The sequence below is a fragment of the Acidobacteriota bacterium genome, from assembly GCA_039028635.1.
Classification (GTDB): Bacteria; Acidobacteriota; Thermoanaerobaculia; order Multivoradales; family JBCCEF01; genus JBCCEF01.
On sequence record JBCCHV010000023.1, the window covers coordinates 19,298 to 38,452 of the forward strand.

A 19,155-nucleotide genomic window follows, 5' to 3' on the forward strand; every position below is an offset into this window, starting at 1 on the left:
GAATTCTCCGCTGTTCATCCACAGCTCCTCAACAGCCGAAATCCGCCATGAGTGGATTCGCCAAAGCACTCAGAGAGCGTCTGTTCGAGGGATTTCCGAAGCTTCCTCAGGGCCTTCTACGATGGACTACTATGAGATATATTCGAGGTCTCTTCAGGGAGAGTAGAGCCTATGGAAATTCGTCTCAATCGCAGTGACTTCGTCCACGAGCTGGCACCCATGCAGGGCATCGTCGAGCGCAAGACCACGATTCCGGTCTTGTCCCACGTGCTGCTCTCGGCGCGTCAGGAGAAGCTCCATCTGGCGGCGACGGATCTCGATGTCTCCCTGACCTCCTCTTGCCCGGCGGATGTCGTGCAGGAGGGAGCGATCGCCGTGCCGGCGAAGAAGTTCATGGAGATCGTGCGCTCGATGGTGGGGGACGAGGTGCTGTTGCGCCAGGAAGAGCCCGGCTGGCTGTCGATACAGGGAGGGCGCTCGCGGTTCAAGATCCACAGTCTGCCGGCGGACGACTTCCCGACCCTGCCGGAGGTCGGTAGCGGTTCCCAGATCGAGCTGCCCTTCGTCATCTTTCAGTCGATGATCGGCCGCATTCTGTTCGCCATCTCCGCCGAAGAGTCGCGCTTTCAGCTCAACGGTGCCCTCGTCCGGATCAAGGAGGGCATGGTGGAGATGGTGGCCACCGATGGCCGCCGCCTCGCTTTGGTCGAGGAACCCATCGAAGGGGCCAGCGGCGACGATTCCGTCCTCATTCCCCGCAAGGCCCTCCACGAGCTGCGCCGTTTCGAGGGCGGTGAGACCCTCGCCTTCCACCGCGGCGAGCACCATGTCTCTTTCCGGCTCGGTCGTCGCGAGCTCATCTGTCGCATCCTGGAAGGCAACTTCCCGGACTACGAGCGGGTGATCGCCAAGGACAACGACAAGCACATCGTCTTTCCGGCCAAGGAGCTCTCGGAGGCGATCCATCGGGTCGCTCTGGTCACCGGCGATCGGGCACGGGCGGTGCAGCTCAGCTTCGGCGATGACGAGCTGATCGTCCAGACCCAGAACCCGGACCTCGGCGATGCCCTCGAGGTGCTGCCCTGCGAGTATCAGGACACCGCCTTCAAGATCGGTATCAACCCCGACTATCTGCGCGAGTTCCTCGGCGTCCTCGGTGCCGAGCAGGTGCGCCTCGAGCTCAAGGACGAGAACACCCAGTGCGTCGGCTACCCGGTCACCGAGACGGAGGACAGCCGTTATCTGTGCGTGATCATGCCGATGCGCCTGTAGGCGGCTGATTCCCGTCGGATCGGGTCCGCCGGCTCTGGATCCCCTTCTCGCCGCTGCCCCGAGCTTTGCTCACCTCCCTCAAGCTGCGTCACTTCCGCAACCTTGCTCCCTTCGAGCGCCGGATGGATGGCGGTCGGCATCTCCTGTTCGGTGGCAACGGCGCCGGCAAGACCAGCGTGCTCGAAGCCATCTACCTGCTGGCGACCACCAAGAGCTTCCGCTCGAATCGCCTCAGCGAGTGCATTCAGCGTGGGCGCCAGGGATTCGAACTCGCCGCCGAGGTCGACACCGGAGTTCGCCAGAGCCTGGCGCTGGAGGTCGTTGCGGCGGGAGACAAACGGCGTTTGTTGAACGGCAAGGCGGCACCCCTGGCGCGTCACCTGGCGGCTCTGCCGGTGGTTTCTTGGACAGCGGCCGACGCCGACCTCTTCACCGGGCCACCGAAGGACCGCCGCCGCTTCCTCGATCGCGGCGTGATCGGGCTGCAGGCGACGTCCGTGGCGGTGATGTCGCGCTACCGAGAAGCTCTGCGACAGAAGCGCCGCCTGCTCGCGGCCGGCGGACGTCAGAGAAGCGATTTGCTGGCCCCCTGGAACGATTTGCTGGCGGCCGCCGGTGCCGAGATCGTGCGTCGTCGTCAGCGCTTCGTGGCGCGCCTCGGGGCTGAGCTGGCGACGGATCTCGAACGCATCGGCCTGTCCCTGCCGGCTATCGCCCTCGACTATCGCCCGTCACCGCCCGATGGCGCGGACGAAAACGCCTTGAGAGCCCGCCTGGATGCCGTCGAGGGCAGTGAATGGGATCGTCGAATGTCCCTCCTTGGCCCTCATCGCGACGATCTGGTGCTGCGCTGGGATGGCTATCCTCTGCGCGGCAGCGTCTCGGCCGGCGAGCGCAAGCTCCTCGGCTTGCTGATCGTTGCCGCCCAAGGGCGGGTGATGACCCGCGAAGGGCCGGAGCCGGTCTACCTGCTCGATGATCTCGATGCCGAGCTGGCGCCCTCGACGTTGGCCGCCTTCTGGACTCTCCTGGCGCCCGTCGGGCAGCTCTTCGCGAGCTCCAACCGCCCCGAGGTATGGACCTCGCTGGAGCTCGACTCGACCCTCCGCGTGGAGGCCGGCAGGGTCGCTCCAGGGAGCCTTGCGGAAAGAACGTAAGGTACTGATCGCAAAAGGCTAAACCCTCGCTCCAGAGCCTTCCTGTGTGGTATCATCGGGGGGCTGGAGGGGCGGCTTCCCGGACGTCCCTGGCCCTTTCTTCTCGAAGACCCTTGGAGAGCCCGGTTTGGCGGAATCAAAGGCGACGTATACAGCGGATAACATCAAGGTCCTCAAGGGTTTAGAGGCCGTCCGTAAGCGCCCCGGCATGTATATCGGGGACACCGACGACCTCTCCGGCTTGCACCACATGGTCTTCGAGCTCGTCGACAACTCCATCGACGAGGCTCTGGCCGGCTTCAGTACCCGGGTCGACGTCACCATTCACGAGGACAACTCGGTCACCGTCGAGGACGACGGTCGCGGCATTCCGGTGGGGATGCACAAGTCCGAAGGCCGCTCCGCGGCCGAGGTCATCATGACCGAGCTGCACTCCGGCGGAAAGTTCGACAAGAACTCCTACAAGGTTTCCGGCGGTCTCCACGGTGTCGGCGTGTCGGTGGTCAACGCGCTCTCCGATCGCCTCGATCTCGAAGTGCGACGGGACGGCAAGACCTGGTCCCAGATCTACCGCCGCGGGGTTCCCGATGCCGCCATCGCTGTCACCGGCGAAAGCGATCGCACCGGCACCAAAGTGCGCTTCTGGCCCGATGGCTCGATCTTCGCCTTCCTCGATTTCACCTACGACACCCTGGCCCAGCGCCTGCGGGAGCAGAGCTTCCTCAACCGCGGCGTTCACATTCGGCTGTTCGACGAACGGACTGGCCGTCAGGCGGACTTCCTCTACGAAGGCGGGATCCGCAGCTTCGTAGAGCATCTGAGTCGTAACAAGTCGACCATCCACGGCGATCCGATCTACCTGATCGACAGCCGCGACGACGGTTCCGGTGAGGAGACCGTCGAGGTCGCCCTGCAGTGGAACGATGGTTACTCGGAGCTCATCTACAGCTTCACCAACACCATCAACAATCGCGACGGCGGCACCCACCTGTCGGGATTCAAGGCGGCTCTCACGCGCACCCTCAATGTCTACGCCCAGAGCAGTGGCCTCTCCAAGAACCTCAAGGAGAACCTCACCGGCGACGACGTGCGGGAAGGCATGGTGGCGATCGTCTCGGTGAAGATCAAGGACCCCAAATTCTCCAGCCAGACGAAGGACAAGCTGGTGTCTTCGGACATCAAGGGCTGGGTCGAGCAGGTGGTCAACGAAAAGCTGGCGACCTACCTCGAGGAGAATCCGCGGGACGCTCGCCGCATCGTCGAGAAGTGCGTCGAGGCGGCGCGTGGTCGGGAGGCGGCGCGCAAGGCGCGCGAGCTGACCCGGCGCAAGGGTGCGCTCGATTCCTCGAACCTGCCCGGCAAGCTCGCCGACTGCTCGGAAAAGGATCCCGAGAAGTCGGAGCTCTTCCTGGTCGAGGGCGACTCCGCCGGCGGTTCCGCCAAACAAGGCCGTGATCGCACCTTCCAGGCGGTGCTGCCTTTGAAGGGCAAGATCTTGAATGTCGAAAAGGCACGCTTCGACAAGATGCTGTCTTCGGACGAGATCAAGACCATCATCATCGCCCTCGGTACCGGGATTGGAAAGGAAGACTTCGATCCCGCGAAATTGCGCTACCACAAGCTGATCATCATGTGCGATGCCGATGTCGATGGCAGCCACATTCGCACGCTCATCTTGACCTTCTTCTTCCGTCAGATGCGCGAGCTGATCGAGCGTGGTCACCTTTATATTGCACAACCGCCGCTTTATAAAGTCGCCCACGGCAAGCGCGAGGTCTATCTCAAAGACGACGCCGAGTATCGTGACTTTCTACTCGAGCGGATTCAGGATAGCTGGGAGATCTCTTTCGACGACGCCGGTGAGGATGGAAACGTTTATAGCGGTACGCGCCTGACTCATCTGGTGCAGCGACTCGAGCGTTTTCGCGAGCGGATGGATCGATTGGCTTCCCGCGGCTATCCTGCTGCGGCGCTTCGACTGGCCCTGCTCGCCGGTCTGCACGAGCGCTCGGGCCTCGACGACGAGGAGTTGCTGGCCCGCCTGGCGACGGACCTCGAGGAGGCCGGTTTTCGTCGGGTCGAGGTGTCCCGCGATGAAGAGACCGGCAGCGGAGCGATCGACTTCATCTATCGCCGTGACGGCGTCGAGCGGCCCCTGCGGGTCGACTCGGCGTTGATCGCGAGCGCCGAATACCGCGCCCTGACCAACAACCGCGAAGGTCTCAGTGCCTTGGCGGCGGAGTCCCTCCGGATCGGCAACGGCAACATCGAGGAGACCTTCGGGAGCTTCGAGGAGACCCTCGACCGGCTCTATGTGGGAGCTCGCAAAGGTCTTTCGATTCAGCGCTATAAGGGCTTGGGTGAGATGAATCCGTCGCAGCTCTGGGAAACCACCATGGATCCCACCAAGCGGCGCTTGCTGCAGGTGCGGATCGAAGATGCCTTCGAGGCGGAGCAGATCTTCACCACCCTGATGGGCGATCTCGTCGAGCCACGACGCCAGTTCATCCAAGACAACGCCCTCGAGGTCAAGAACCTCGACATCTAGCCCGATCGCCGCTGGCGTTTCCAGGCTCCACCCGAAGACCGTTCGGAAACAGAGACGATGAGCGAACAGGATCCCCGCGATATCTACGAGCGGCCGATACCGGTCGATATCGAAGAGGAGATGAAGCGTAGTTATCTCGACTACGCCATGAGCGTCATTATCGGTCGTGCCCTACCGGACGTCCGAGATGGACTCAAGCCGGTTCATCGCCGGGTTCTCTACGGTATGTGGGAGAGTGGCAACACTTCCGGAAAACCTTATAAAAAGTCAGCCCGCATCGTTGGCGACGTGATGGGTAAATACCACCCTCACGGTGACTCGGCGATTTACGACACGGTGGTTCGCATGGCGCAGGATTTTTCGATGCGTTATCCACTGGTCGACGGTCAGGGCAACTTCGGTTCGATCGATGGTGACAACCCGGCCGCCATGCGGTACACCGAGGTTCGTCTCACCAAGCTCGCCGAGGAGATGATCCGCGAGGACATCGACAAGGAAACCGTCGACTGGGTCGAGAACTACGATGGTTCCGAAACGGAACCGGAGGTGCTACCGGCGCGGGCGCCCAACCTGCTGCTCAACGGTACTGCCGGCATCGCCGTCGGCATGGCGACCAACATCCCGCCGCACAACCTGCGCGAAGTGGTCGATGCGATCAATGTACTGATCGACCGGCCCGATGCGACGCTCGCCGAGCTGATGGAAGTCCTGCCCGGTCCGGACTTTCCGACCGCCGGCTACATTCACGGCTTCGACGGCATCCACTCCGCCTATTCGACCGGCCGGGGCATCGTTCAGGTGCGGGCGCGCGCCGAGATCGAGACCGACGAGCGCACCGACCGCCAGTCGATCGTGATCACCGAGATTCCCTTCCAGGTCAACAAGGCCAGGCTGATCGAGCGCATCGCCCAGCTGGTGCGCGACAAGAAGATCACCGGCCTGTCGGACCTGCGCGACGAGTCCGACCGTCAGGGCATTCGCATCGTCCTCGACGTCAAGCGCGACGACGTCGCCGAGGTCATCTTGAACTCGCTCTACAAGATGACCCAGATGCAGACCACCTTCGGCATCATCCTGCTGGCAATCGTCGACAACCAGCCGCGGGTGATGACGCTGCACGAGATGCTGCGCCACTTCCTGGACCACCGCAAAACGGTGGTCATCCGGCGCACCCGCTACGATCTGCGCAAGGCCGAGGAAAGGGCTCACATCCTCGAGGGCATTCTCAAGGCTCTCGATCATCTCGACGAGGTCATCGCCACCATCCGGGCGAGCCATACGCCGGCGGAAGCGCGCGAGCGCCTGGGTGAGAGCTTCGGCCTCTCCCAGGTTCAGGCGCAGGCGATTCTCGACATGCGCCTACAGAAGCTCACCGGCCTCGAGCGCGAGAAGGTGGTCGGGGAGTACCGCGAGCTGATGGTCCTGATCGAAGGACTGCGCGCCATTCTCGGGTCCGACGACCTGGTGCTGGCCGAGATTCGCAAAGAGCTCGGCGAGCTGCGCGACACCTACGGCGACGAGCGGCGCACGCAAATCTTGCCGCACACCCTCGACATCACCGTCGAAGACCTGATCCCGGACGACGACATGGTGATCACGGTCACCCACACCGGCTACATCAAGCGCTCGCCGCTCGCCCTCTACCGGGCGCAGCACCGCGGCGGCAAGGGGCGCACCGGGATGTTGACCAAGGACGGTGATTTCGTCGAGCACCTCTATGTCGCCTCGGCTCACAGCTACGTGCTGGTATTCACCGAGAGCGGTCGGGTCTACTGGATGAAGGTGCACCAGATTCCCGAGCTCAATCCCGCTTCGAAGGGCAAGGCGATCGTCAACTTGCTCGACCTCGACAAGGAAGAGAAGGTCGCCACCACCGTCTCTGTGCGCGAGTTTCCGGAGGACCACTTCCTGTTCTTCGCCACCGAGCGCGGCACCGTCAAGAAGACCCAACTCTCCGCCTTTTCGCGACCGCTGGCGCGGGGCATCATCGCGATCAACATCGACGAGGGCGACCGTCTGCTGGGAGTCCGGGTCACCGATCCCGACCAGCACATCTTCCTGGCCACCGCCCAGGGTCAGTCGATCCGCTTCCACCAGAGCGATGTGCGGCCGATGGGCCGGGCCACCCGCGGCGTGCGCGGCATCGCCCTCGCCGAGGGCGACAAGGTGGTGGCGGTCGATTCCCTGCAGCAGGAGGGCGACCTGCTCACCATCTCCGAGCTCGGCTACGGCAAGCGGACCGCCCTGGCCGACTACCGCTCCCAGGGCCGCGGCGGCAAAGGCATCATCAATCTCAAGGTGAGCGACAAGACCGGTCCGGTCATCGCCGTGCGCCAGGTGGTGCCGGACGACGGCGTCATCCTGATCACCCAGAACGGCAAGATCATGCGCACCGAGGTCGGCTCGGTGCGCGTCATCGGTCGCTCGACCCAAGGGGTCACGATCATGAATCTCGACGAGGAGGATCGGGTGGTGGCCGCCGCCAAGCTCGCCGCCTCCGACGACGAGATCGACGACGACGGGGCTGAGGATGGTGGCGAGGAAAGCGGCGATCTCGCGGCGCCGGCGGACCCCTCCGCTGACGAGCCGGTGAATTGATGGCCGGACCCCTCTCCGCCTCCTTCACGAAGAACCTTTGAGCCTTCCGGGCGAGGAGGTTCCTGCGCCGGAACCGGGTCGCCTCTACCGCCTCGCCTGGTGGTTCTATCTCGTCCTGGCCTTGGTCGCCCTGCTCTGGATCGGCCTGCGTGACGACACTATTTCGGTGGCCCTGTTCTGGAATGCCGAAAGTTGGTGGATCGACCTCCTGGTCGGAATCTCCGGCGGCGGCCTCCTCTTGGGCCTCTGGCATCTAGCGGCTCGCTTCTCCCGTCTGGCGCGCGACCTCGAGCTTCAGCTCGGTCGCCTTCTCGGTCGCCTCGAGGCCCCGGAGGCGGTCGCCCTGGCGGTGGTCTCGGGAATCGGCGAGGAGCTGTTCTTTCGCGGCGCTCTCCAGGGCTCTGTCGGCTGGTTCTGGGCCACCTTGGTCTTCGCCCTGGTTCACACCGGTCCGGGATCGGCGTTGCGTCTGTGGGGAATCTTCGCGGCTCTCGCCGGTGGCCTCTTCGGTGCTCTTTTGATCTGGCGTGGAAACCTTTTGGCCCCGGTGGTCGCCCATTTCCTCGTCAATGCGGTCAATTTGCTCCGAATCGCTCGCCGGAACCCTGCAGTCTGAGGCCGGAAGCTCTCTGCTAGACTCCCCGTCCCTTGTCTTGACCGTCCGAGGACCGACCGAGGAATCAGCCATGGCGACGCAATCGCAAGACGTACTCGACCGCGTCGAGAACAACCGCGAACAGTACCTGGAAGAGCTCAAGGACTACCTGCGCATTCCCTCCGTTTCGACCGATCCCGAGTTCAAACCGGAGGTCTTGCGCTGCGCCCGATTCCTGCTCGACAAGATGAAGTCTGCAGGCCTCGACGGCGAGCTCATCGAGACCGAGGGCAACCCCTTGGTCTACGCCGAGTGGAACGGCGCACCGGGTAAGCCGACGATTCTCTTCTACGGCCACTATGACGTTCAGCCCGTCGATCCGATCGAGGAGTGGCGCAACCCACCCTTCGAGCCGACCCTCGAGGGCGACAAGCTGGTGGCGCGCGGCGCCACCGACGACAAAGGCCAATCCTACTGTCATCTCAAGGCTGTCGAAGCGATGCTCTCGGAGCGCGGCGAGCTGCCGGTCAACGTCAAGTTCATCGTCGAAGGGGAGGAGGAGTCCGGCGGCGAGGCGATCGACGCCTACGTCAAGGCCGATGCCGGCCAGCGCCTGGCGGCGGACTGCGTGATCATCTCCGACAGCTCGATGTACTCTCCCGGCCAGCCGTCGATCATCTACGGCCTCAAAGGCCTGGCCTACATGGAGATCAAGGTCACGGGACCCAACCGTGATCTGCACTCGGGGACCTTCGGCGGCGCCGTCGACAATCCCCTCAACGTGCTCTCGACGATGGTTGCCAGCCTGCGGGATCCCAAGACCGGCCGCATTCTGATTCCGGGTTTCTACGATGATGTGGTCGAGCTCGCCGAGTGGGAGCGTCGCGAGTCGGCCGCTCTGCCCTTCGACGAAGACGAGTACCGTCAAGAGCTTGGTGTCGAAGCGCTGTTTGGTGAAGAGGGCTACACCACCCGCGAGCGCGCCTGGGGTCGACCCACCTGCGACGTCAACGGCATCTTCGGTGGCTACCAAGGAAAAGGTGCCAAGACCGTGCTGCCGTCCTGGGGCGGTGCCAAGGTTTCGATGCGGTTGGTGCCGAATCAGGATCCGGACAAGATCGCGCGTCTCTTCGAAGAACACCTGCGCGCCATCGCGCCGCCCAGCGTCGATCTCGAGGTGACCTATCTTCACGGTGGCGAGGCGGTGGTCGTCGATGCTGAAGGGCCGATCGCCGAAGCCGCCATGGACGCCCTCGAGGCGACCTGGGGCAAGCGGCCCGTGCGAGTGCGAGAAGGCGGCTCGATTCCGATCGTCTCGACCTTCGCGCAGGTGCTCGAGATCCCGGTTCTGCTGATGGGTTTCGGCCTCGAGGATGACCGCCTGCACTCGCCGAACGAGAAGTTCAATCTGGAGAACTACTATGCCGGCATTCGCTCCATCGTCCATTTGATGGACAAACTCGGAGCGCTGTCGGCCTGAGCACCGGAATTCCCCGGAGCGCTGACCACGAGGACCCCCTGGCCATGATTTCCGAGCCTGACGAACCTTCATCCACGACGCTCCCGCGAAGGGTGAAAGGGGTCTTCCGATGAGTGACAGCACGGGCATTGAACGCGAGCTCAAGTTCCGCGCCGTCGGCCTCGACGAGCTGCGCGACCGCCTGCTCGAGCTCGATGCCGAACGCATGGGACCGGGAGCCCTCGAGGACAACCTGATCTTCGATCAGGAAGGTCGCCTCGAAACCGCCGGCTGCGTGCTGCGGCTGCGGCGCGACGGCAAGGGTGCCTATCTCACCTACAAGGGTCCGGCGACCTTCGAGGGGCGGACCAAGATCCGCGAGGAGCACGAGACCACCCTCGGCGATCCCGATGCCGTTCACAAGCTCTTCGAGAGCCTCGGCTTCGAAATCGTCAAGCGCTACCAAAAGATGCGCGAGACCTGGCAGCTCGGTGGCGTGACCATCGCCCTCGATCACACCCCGATCGGCGATTTCGCGGAGTTCGAGGGGGAAGGTGCCGAGACCGTCGCCCGGCGCTGCAACCTCGATCCCGAGAGCGCCGAGCGGCGCTCCTACCTGCGGCTCTATGCCGATCACCTCAAGGAGAACCCGGACGCTCCGCCGGACATGGTGTTCAGCGATCGCGGCTGACCGGAGCCGACGCGCCGACCGCGACGCTGCTACTCCACCCAAACCTTGACCCGGATTCGCGCTCTCGTCCTGACCGCCGGCCGCGGCGTTCGCCTGCGGCCGTTGACGGACACCATGCCGAAGCCGCTTCTGCCGGTGGCGGGCATGCCCATCGCCGGCTACACCCTGGCGCGCCTGGCGCGGGCCGGCGTCGAGGCGGCGGCCCTCAATCTGCATCATCTCGGCGATCAAATTCGCCACCACTTCGGCGAGGCCTTCGCCGGCATGCCCCTGACCTACTCCGAAGAACCGGAGCTGCTCGGCACGCTGGGGGCCCTCCACCCGCTGCGGGATTTCCTCTCGCAGGCCGAGCTGGTGGTGGTGATCAACGGTGACAGTCTGTGCCGGTGGCCCCTCAAGCAGCTCATCCGGCGCCATCGCGCGAGCGGGGCGGTGGCCACCCTGATGCTGGCACGGGAACCCGATGCGGACACCTACGGGGGTGGCGTGGCGATCGACAAAAAGGGGCGAATCCTGGGTTTTCGCGGCGCCGGTGCGGAGCGTGGCGAGGTCGCCCACCGACTGGTTTTCGCCGGCGCCCAGATTCTCTCGCCGCGCCTGCTGCGCCATGTCGACGTCGGTCCCGGCGACACCGTCGGCGATCTCCTCATGCCCCTGCTCGAGAAGGACGCCCATTTCCACGCCGTGCCATCCCGCCGTCGCTGGCACGACCTCGGCACTCCCCAGCGCTATCTCACCGGCGCCCTCGACTGGTGCCGCGGTACCGGACCGGAACGCCTCTGGCGGCGCTCCTGGGTTTCGAGCGAAGCCGCCGTCGACCGCTCATCGCGCCTGCGGCGTGCTTCGGTGGAGGTTGGAGCGCGGGTCGAGGGTGGCGCCGTCCTCGAACGTACCCTGGTGCTGCCCGGCGGGCAGGTGCGAGGCGGTAGCCGGGTGCGCGACGTCATCCTGGCGCCGGACACCGAGCTGCCGGCCGCCAGCCGAGTCGACCGACGACTGGTCAGTCCGGCCCGCGAGGGTGTTCCGCCGGCGCCGCAGGACTCCCGGGTCGGCAATCTCCTCTACACCCCGATCCTGGCGGAGAACCCGTGACCTACCGCCTGCTGGTGTTCGATTGGGACGGTACCGTGATGGACTCCGTCGGCACCATCGTGACCTGCGCCGAGGCGACCCTCGAAACCCTCGGCCTCGAGTCGCCGCCGGAGGACCATCTGCGCGGCGCCATCGGGCTCGGACTGCGCGAGACTGTCGAGCACCTCCAGCCGGGCTGCGACGAGGCCACCGCCGAGCGCATCGTCGAGACCTATCGCGAGCTCTGGCTGTCGACCTACCGCTTCCACCCCAGTCCCTTTCCCGCCGCCGAAGCCGTCCTGACGGAGCTGGCGGAACGCGACTACCTGCTCGCCGTCGCCACCGGCAAGAGCCGCCGCGGCCTCGATCGAGATCTCGCCGCCACCGGCTTCGAGCGCTTCTTCCACGCCAGCCGCACGCCCGACGAAAGTCACACCAAACCGCATCCCCACATGCTTCTGGAACTGCTCGACGAGCTCGGCGCGACCGCCGGCGAAACCCTGATGATCGGCGACAGTCGGTGGGATCTCGAGATGGCGCGCAGCGCCGGCACCGAAGCCCTCGGAGTGACCAGCGGTAGTGAGCCCGAGGCGAGTTTGAAACGCTTCGCTCCGGTGGCCTGCCTGGCCGGCATCGGCGACCTGCCGGAGTGGCTCTCGGAGGTCTCCCGGTGAGGTACGATTCGGCCGTGTTCGCCGCTTCTGGGAGCCCCCGCCATTGAGCCACCAAAACAAAGTCTTCGTTCTCGATACCTCGGTCATCCTCTACGACCACAACGCCCTCGACAGCTTCGAAGAGCATGACGTCGCCATACCCCTGACGGTGCTCGAGGAGCTCGATCGCTTCAAGAAGGGCAGCAGCGTGCTGAACCGCAACGCCCGCGAGTTCATTCGCCGGCTGGACGAGTTCGCCGGCGACAATCTGCTGCGCGAGTGGATTCCCCTCAACGGCGCCAGCCGCGGCAGTGTCAAGGTGATCGTGCCGCAGAAGGACGACGAGACGGCCCGCCGCCTGTTCGGCGCCGACAACGACCACCGCATCCTCGATGCCGCCCTCGGACTCAAGTCCCAGGTCGGTGAGCGGCGCGTCGTGCTGGTTTCCAAGGACATCAACTTGCGCCTCAAGGCGCGCGCCCTGGAGCTGCCGGCGGAGGACTACAAGCACATCAAGATCGAGGACCTCGAGAACCTCTATCGCGGTCGCAGCGAGGTCGCCCTGGCCGACCCCGACGCCATGGGGCGGCTGCACAGCGAGGGCTTCTTGCCCTGGGAAGAGGTCAGCGAGGAACAGCCCCAGGCCAACCACTTCTACATTTTGAGCTGCCAGCAGAGCTCGGCCCTGGCGCGCTACAACGCCCGGCGCGGAGGTCTCGAGCGCATCGTCAAGGAGCCGGCCTACGGGGTGACGCCGCGCAACGCCGAGCAGACCTTCGCCCTCCATGCTCTGCGCTCCGAGGACATTCCGCTGGTCACCCTCACCGGCCCCGCCGGCACCGGCAAGACCCTGATCGCCCTCGCCGGGGCGCTCGAGCAGAGCCGCTCCTTCCGGCAGATCTTCCTCGCTCGGCCGATCGTGCCGTTGTCGAACAAGGACCTCGGCTATCTCCCCGGTGACGTGCAGTCGAAGATCACGCCGTACATGCAGCCGCTGTGGGACAACCTGCGCTTCATCAAGAACCAGTTCGACGCCGCCAGCCGGGCATTCAAGCGCCTCGACGAGATGATCGAGAAGGAGAAGATCGAGGTCATTCCCCTGGCCTACATCCGGGGGCGCAGCTTTTCGCGCTGCCTGTTCATCGTCGACGAAGCCCAGAACCTCACGCCGCACGAGATCAAGACCATCATCACCCGCGCCGGCGAAGGCACCAAGATCGTGCTCACCGGCGACATCTTCCAGATCGATACGCCCTACCTCGACACGCGCAGCAACGGGCTGTCGTACTTGATCGACCGCCTGAAGGGCAATCCCCTCTACGCTCACGTCAATCTCGAGAAGGGCGAGCGCTCGGACCTCGCCAACCTGGCGAGCGAGCTGCTGTAGACGTCTGTTTCAGGGGGGCTGGGCGCCCCCCTCAAGCCAACGCACATGTCGTTGGCTTTCACCCCTGGCCGGGCGCCCCCGTCCTCGGCGCCCTCTGGGCGCCGCCTCGCGCTTTTCGCGCTCGGAGTCAGATGCTTTGTAGCATCTTGACTTCTTGTTGCAGAGGGTAGGGGCGCTTCTAGGTGTTCTTCAGCGCTGTGGGCCTGGTCGGCTCCACCTCGGCGTTCGCCGTCTCGCGCTTTGCGCTCGGAGTTCTCACGGAATGTTCACTTTTGGCCCTTGGGTCGAGCGGCAGGGGCCCGTCTCGGGGGGTGGCTCGTATGATTTGGCGACGGGGCGTTTTCGCCTGGTCTGAAAGGAGCGATCATGGAGCGTCGATGGGTGAAGGTTGTTCTGCTGTCTGCCGCGATTCTCATCGCCGGGTTTGCCTTCGGTGAGGAGGAGGTCGCGACGGCGACTTTCTCGATGTATTGCTACTGGACCGGCGAGGCGACGCTCGGCCGGGTCGATGGGGTGGTGGCGTCGCGCATCGGCCACTGGGGGGGAGCCGAGATCGTGCAGGTCGACTATGACCCGCAGAGGACCGATGTTCCCGAGCTGGTCGCGGCGCTGCGGACGCAGCGCTCGTTCGACAGCGTGATGCTGCCGGCCGGCACGGAGGTATCGGGATTGAGTGAGTCGACGCCGCGACGGGAGGTCACCGGCGAGCCGCATTTCATTCCTTCGAAGCACTCGCTGCGGACCCGCTACCCTCGCCTTTGGCAGATCGGGCTGAGCGAAGCCCAGGCCATCGCCCTCAATAGCTGGAGCTATTTCGGGGGTGCCATGCCGGCGGTGTTGACGGCCGAGCAGCAGCGTCGCCTGGCCGATGGCCGCTAGGCGCGGTAGAAGAGAGCCATGACGACTGCCGCGCCGCCGCCCACTCCGCCGGGGCGCCGTCTGCCGATTCCGGCGCTGCTCACCTTCGGGGCGGTGTTCCTCTCGATCTTGTGCGTCGGCAGCCTGGTGGCGCCATCGATTCTGGGCTTCGCGGAGCGGATCTATCTCGAGCTCCTCGACGACTCGAACCAACGCCAGGCGCGGGCGATGATTCAGTTCCTCGATCGGCGCCTGGCCTCGGGCCTGAGCCGCGACCAGGTCGCCGCCGAGTTCCAGAGCGCCATCGCCGGCACCGAGACGGACCGCGGCTATGTCTGTCTCATCGAGCAGGGCGAGGTGCGCTACGTCAGCCATCCGAACCAGGAGCAGCTCGGCATGCGGGTCAAGCCCGAGGCCCTGTTCGACCCCGGCATCGCGACCACCGCCCAGACGCCCTGGGACGCCTACCTTCGCGACGGCGCCACCGCGGCGGGACACCTGTCCTACGGTCCCGGCATGACCCAGGAGATGGTCTATTTCACCCAGGTGCCGGGCACCTCGTGGACCCTTTCGACGCACGAGAACCTGGCCCGGGTCGAAGACGAGCTGAGTGCTCTGCGCCGCAACCTGTTGCGCGGCTCGATGCTGATCGGCCTGCTCCTCGCCATTCCGGCCTCGGCCGCGGCGCGCATCGTCAGCCGCCGCAACGAGCGCCAGATCGAGCTGCGGGGAGAGCTCGAGCGACGCCTCCTTGAAGAAGAGGATCGCCGCAAGTCGGCAGAGCTCGAAGAGGCGCGTCAGCTCCAGCTCTCCCTTCTGCCGCGCCAGCTTCCGGAGCTGCCGGGGGTCGAGCTGGCAGCCCGAATGGAAACGGCCACCGAGGTCGGCGGCGACTATTACGACTTTTTGGTCGAGAACGACGACGAGCTGCTACTGGCGATCGGCGATGCCACCGGCCATGGCCTGCAAGCCGGCATGATGGCCACCGCCGTCAAGAGCCTGTTCGCCCTCTGTGCCCGGCAAAGGGATCTGGTGTCCGCCCTCGAGAGCATGGCCGAGGGGCTGCGTCGCATGCGTCTTGGGCGGCGCAACATGGCCTTCGCCCTGGCGCGCCTGAGCGATCGCCGCCTCGAGCTCGTCGGGGCCGGTATGCCGCCGGCGCTGGTCTATCGCGCCAGCGATGATCGCCTCGAGCGAATCTCTCTCGATGGCCTGCCCCTTGGCAGCCCGCTGCCCTTCCCCTATCAGCGACAGCAGGTCGATCTCACCGCCGGCGACCTGGTGTTGCTGAGCAGCGATGGCCTGCCCGAGGCCGGGGGAGCCGACCCTCTCGGCTACGAGGGTTGCGAACGGGCTTTCCTCGCCGCGGCGCGTCGGGACTCGCAGCCGGCGGCGGTGATCGCGACCATCCTCGATTCGCTGCGCGGCGAACCATCGCCGGCGTCCCGCGAGGCCCTGCCGGAGGCGCTGGAGGACGACGTCACGCTGCTGGTTCTGCGGGCCCGCTGAGTCGCCGTTCGGCGCCTTCAAGGGATAGACTCGGCACTCCACCGACGTCGTCATCCCTGGAGGAAATCATGGCTCGATCTGTGCTCGTTCTCGCCCTGGTGCTGTGCTCTCCCATCCTGCTGCAGGCCTCCGAGTGGCAGGTCGATCCCGATTTCTTCGCCTCTATGGAAGCGCGCTCCATCGGTCCCGCGACGATGAGCGGTCGGGTGGCGGCGGTCGACGCCACCGCCGGCGGCGCGACCATCTTCGTCGGTGCCGCCACCGGCGGTGTCTGGCGGTCCCGCGATCACGGTCTGACCTGGGAGCCGGTGTTCGACGATCAGCCGGTGGCATCGATCGGCGCTGTCGCCATCGACCCATCGAGCCCGGAGCGCATTTGGGTCGGCACCGGCGAGGGAAATCCGCGCAACAGCACCTCCGTCGGCGCCGGCCTCTTTCGCTCCGACGATGGCGGTGAGACCTGGCGCTCCGTCGGCCTCGAGGCCAGCGAGCGAATCCACCGGGTGATCGTCGATCCGACCGATCCCGACACCGCCTGGGTGGCGGCCCTCGGCCAGGCCTGGGGCGAGAATCCGGAGCGCGGCGTCTTCAAGACCACCGATGGCGGCGAGACCTGGCGCAAGGTGCTCTACGTCGACGAGCGCACCGGCTGCGCCGATCTGGTGATCGATCCCAACAACCCCCGCAAGCTGTTGGCGGCGATGTGGGATTACCGGCGCTGGCCCTGGTCGTTCCGCTCCGGCGGTCCCGGTTCCGGTCTCTACCTGAGCCGCGACGGCGGCGAGAGCTGGCAGGAGCTGACCCCCGAGGACGGCCTGCCGAAGGGCGACCTCGGGCGCATCGGCCTGGCGATCTCCGCCTCCCACCCGGAGATCGTCTACGCCTTGATCGAGAACGAGGGCGACCTCGCCCTCTACCGCTCCGACGACGGCGGCTCGAGCTGGGCCGAGCGCAGCACCCACAGCCTGGTGGGCAACCGCCCCTTCTACTACGCCGATATCCGCGTCGATCCGCAGGATCCGGACCGGGTCTACAGTCTGTGGTCGGCGGTGTCGGTTTCGAACGACGGCGGCAAGGAATTCGAGATCCTGGTGCCCTTCCGCGCCGTCCATCCCGACCACCACGCCCTCTGGATCGACGCCGCCAATCCCGATCTCTTGATCAACGGCAACGATGGCGGCATCGCGATCAGCCGCGACCGCGGTGCCACCTGGCGCTACGTCGCCAACCTGCCGCTGGCGCAGTTCTACCACCTGCGGGTGGACCAAGAGCGGCCCTACAACGTCTATGGCGGCATGCAGGACAACGGTTCCTGGCGCGGCCCGAGCGAGGTGTGGGAGAACGGCGGCATCCGCAACCACCACTGGCAGGAGGTGGCCTTTGGCGACGGCTTCGACACGGTGCCGATGGCCGACGATCCGGAGCGCGGCTACGCGATGAGCCAGGAGGGCTTTCTGCGCCGTTGGGATGTCGCCAGCGGGGCGCGCCAGGACATCCGGCCAGCGCCGACCCCGGAGGGGGCCGATCTGCGCTTCAACTGGAGCGCCGCCATCGCCCTCGATCCCTTCGATCCGGCGGTGGTCTATTACGGCAGCCAGTTTGTTCACAAGTCCACCGACCGCGGCGATAGCTGGACGGTGATCAGCGACGATCTGACCAGCAATCGCCCCGAGTGGCAGCGCCAGGCGGAGGCCGGTGGTCTCACCCTCGACGTCACCGGAGCCGAGAACTTCACCTCTCTGGTGGCCCTCGCCCCGAGCCCGCTCGAGCGCGGCGTGCTGTGGGCCGGCAGCGATGATGGCCGGGTGCACGTCACCCGCGACGGCGGCGCCACCTGGACTTCCGTCGAGGACAACCTGCGTGGCGTACCGGCCAACACCTGGGTGCCGCATATCGCGCCCTCGCCCCATGCCGCCGATACCGCCTTCGTCGTCTTCGACGATCATCGGCGCTCGAACTGGACCCCCTACGCCTTCCGGGTGAGCGACTACGGCCAGCGTTGGCAGCGCCTAGCCACCGACGGCGTCGAGGGCTATGCGCTGGTCATCGAGCAGGATCCGGTCGACCCCGACCTGCTCTTCCTGGGCACCGAGTTCGGCCTCTGGTTCTCCCTCGATGGTGGTGAATCCTGGCTGCGCTGGACCCATGGCCTGCCGACGGTGTCGGTGATGGACCTGGTGATCCATCCGCGGGACCACGATCTGATCCTCGGCACCCACGGTCGGGCGGCCTACATCATCGACGACCTTCGCCCGCTGCGCGGCCTGACCCGCGAGGTGCTGGAGAGTCCCCTCCATCTGTTTGCGATCGCGCCGGCGCAGCAGCATGTCATCTCCCAGACCGGCTCGTCGCGCTTCGCCGGCGACGGTGAGTTCCGCGGCCAGAACCCGCCCTACGGGGCGTTGATCAACTTCTCCCTCACCGGTGAAGATCTGCCCTACCCGGACGAAGAGCGCGACAAGGAGCGCCGGCGCCAGAAGCGTGAGGAGGAGGAGTCTCGCCAGGCGAAGGCGGAGGAAGCGGCGAGCGACGACGAACAGTCGGAGGACGACGAGGCTGGCTCGAAAGGTGAGCCGAAAGCCGAGATTCGCGTCTACGACAGCTCCGGCGAGCGTTTGCGGACTTTCGAGGTAGCGGTGCACCGCGGCCTCAACCGCGCCGTCTGGAACCTCCGGCGAGACGCTTTCGAGTCGCCGCCGAGGGGCGACGGTCCGAGCTGGGGCGACTCCTCCGGTCCGGAAGTGTTGCCAGGGTCCTATCGCGTCGTGGTGACCCACGGAGAGCAGCGCGCCGAAGGCACGGTCGAGGTGCTGGCCGACCCGCGGCACCGGATCTCGGACCAGGATCGCCGCCTCAAAGAGGCCGCCGTCCAGCGTGCCGGCGCTCTCCAGGAGCGCCTGACCAAGGCCATCGTCGGCCTGCGCGAGGTACGCCAGACGGCCCGGGACATCGCCTCCGAGATGGGCGAGAAGGTCAAGAAGGAGGAACATCGTGGCGACGGCCACCGCGGCGACGGCTCGCAGGAGGATTCACCCGAGAAGGCCCTCGCCAAGCAGGCCCGCAAGCTGGCGAGCGCTATCGACGAGCTCGAGGAAACCCTCTGGCAACCGCCGGAGGCCAAGGGCATTCATCCCGGCAATACGCCCTGGAGCCGGGTGAGCGAGGCCTCATGGCTACTCGGGGCTTCGAAGGAGAAGCCGACGGCCGCGCAGCAGGCCTACCTCGAGCGGGCAGCGGCCCAGGTCGACGAGAGCCTGGCCGGGGTGGCGACCTTCATTGCCGACCAGGTCGAGCCTTTCCGCGAGGCGGTCCGCGCCCTCGGGCTCGAGCGCGTGCCGGCGATCGAGACCGACTAGC

13 protein-coding genes are annotated in these 19,155 nt (G+C 65.7%); all 13 read left to right on the forward strand.

Annotated features, from left to right (window positions below; all coding sequences use genetic code 11):
- Nucleotides 1-171 precede the first annotated feature (171 nt).
- The 13 genes from dnaN to AAF604_11240 all read left to right on the forward strand — a co-directional run bounded on the left by dnaN (nucleotide 172) and on the right by AAF604_11240 (nucleotide 19,154).
- Entirely contained in the window at nucleotides 172-1,272 is a 1,101-nt protein-coding gene (dnaN, locus tag AAF604_11180) for a DNA polymerase III subunit beta (protein MEM7050214.1), read from the forward strand.
- Nucleotides 1,273-1,337: 65 nt separating this feature from the next.
- Nucleotides 1,338-2,429 (forward strand): DNA replication and repair protein RecF, encoded by a 1,092-nt coding sequence (gene recF, locus AAF604_11185; GenBank protein MEM7050215.1) that lies wholly within the window; start codon nucleotides 1,338-1,340, stop codon nucleotides 2,427-2,429.
- A 127-nt stretch (nucleotides 2,430-2,556) separates the two neighbouring features.
- Nucleotides 2,557-4,977, forward strand: coding sequence for a DNA topoisomerase (ATP-hydrolyzing) subunit B (gyrB, locus tag AAF604_11190; protein ID MEM7050216.1), 2,421 nt, complete (start codon nucleotides 2,557-2,559; stop codon nucleotides 4,975-4,977).
- Between the two features lie 57 nt (nucleotides 4,978-5,034).
- Nucleotides 5,035-7,575, forward strand: coding sequence for a DNA gyrase subunit A (gene gyrA / locus AAF604_11195; protein ID MEM7050217.1), 2,541 nt, complete (start codon nucleotides 5,035-5,037; stop codon nucleotides 7,573-7,575).
- Between the two features lie 37 nt (nucleotides 7,576-7,612).
- Entirely contained in the window at nucleotides 7,613-8,191 is a 579-nt protein-coding gene (locus tag AAF604_11200; protein MEM7050218.1) for a CPBP family intramembrane glutamic endopeptidase, read from the forward strand.
- A gap of 70 nt (nucleotides 8,192-8,261) precedes the next feature.
- A complete protein-coding gene (locus AAF604_11205) occupies nucleotides 8,262-9,650 on the forward strand; it encodes a dipeptidase (GenBank protein ID MEM7050219.1) in 1,389 nt (462 codons plus the stop codon).
- A 109-nt stretch (nucleotides 9,651-9,759) separates the two neighbouring features.
- Nucleotides 9,760-10,320 carry a class IV adenylate cyclase gene (locus tag AAF604_11210; GenBank protein MEM7050220.1) on the forward strand — a complete coding sequence of 187 codons (561 nt, stop codon included), beginning with the start codon at nucleotides 9,760-9,762 and terminating at the stop codon, nucleotides 10,318-10,320.
- Nucleotides 10,321-10,365: 45 nt separating this feature from the next.
- Entirely contained in the window at nucleotides 10,366-11,412 is a 1,047-nt protein-coding gene (locus tag AAF604_11215) for an NDP-sugar synthase (protein ID MEM7050221.1), read from the forward strand.
- Nucleotides 11,409-12,065, forward strand: coding sequence for an HAD-IA family hydrolase (locus AAF604_11220; protein MEM7050222.1), 657 nt, complete (start codon nucleotides 11,409-11,411; stop codon nucleotides 12,063-12,065). Before AAF604_11215 ends, AAF604_11220 begins: the two co-directional genes overlap by 4 nt.
- 43 nt (nucleotides 12,066-12,108) lie before the next feature.
- Complete coding sequence (locus AAF604_11225; GenBank protein MEM7050223.1) at nucleotides 12,109-13,431, forward strand: PhoH family protein; 1,323 nt, start codon at nucleotides 12,109-12,111, stop codon at nucleotides 13,429-13,431.
- Nucleotides 13,432-13,797: 366 nt separating this feature from the next.
- A complete protein-coding gene (locus AAF604_11230; protein ID MEM7050224.1) occupies nucleotides 13,798-14,310 on the forward strand; it encodes a hypothetical protein in 513 nt (170 codons plus the stop codon).
- 18 nt (nucleotides 14,311-14,328) lie between these two features.
- Nucleotides 14,329-15,798 carry a SpoIIE family protein phosphatase gene (locus tag AAF604_11235; protein ID MEM7050225.1) on the forward strand — a complete coding sequence of 490 codons (1,470 nt, stop codon included), beginning with the start codon at nucleotides 14,329-14,331 and terminating at the stop codon, nucleotides 15,796-15,798.
- A gap of 68 nt (nucleotides 15,799-15,866) precedes the next feature.
- Complete coding sequence (locus AAF604_11240; GenBank protein MEM7050226.1) at nucleotides 15,867-19,154, forward strand: hypothetical protein; 3,288 nt, start codon at nucleotides 15,867-15,869, stop codon at nucleotides 19,152-19,154.
- Nucleotide 19,155: the final 1 nt, after the last annotated feature.

Coding starts and splice junctions, on each gene's coding strand:
- AAF604_11205 (MEM7050219.1), top strand. CDS start 8,262: ATGGCGACGCAATCGCAAGACGTACTCGACCGCGTCGAGAACAACCGC.
- AAF604_11210 (MEM7050220.1), top strand. CDS start 9,760: ATGAGTGACAGCACGGGCATTGAACGCGAGCTCAAGTTCCGCGCCGTC.
- gyrA (MEM7050217.1), top strand. CDS start 5,035: ATGAGCGAACAGGATCCCCGCGATATCTACGAGCGGCCGATACCGGTC.
- AAF604_11240 (MEM7050226.1), top strand. CDS start 15,867: ATGGCTCGATCTGTGCTCGTTCTCGCCCTGGTGCTGTGCTCTCCCATC.
- AAF604_11235 (MEM7050225.1), top strand. CDS start 14,329: ATGACGACTGCCGCGCCGCCGCCCACTCCGCCGGGGCGCCGTCTGCCG.
- AAF604_11230 (MEM7050224.1), top strand. CDS start 13,798: ATGGAGCGTCGATGGGTGAAGGTTGTTCTGCTGTCTGCCGCGATTCTC.
- dnaN (MEM7050214.1), top strand. CDS start 172: ATGGAAATTCGTCTCAATCGCAGTGACTTCGTCCACGAGCTGGCACCC.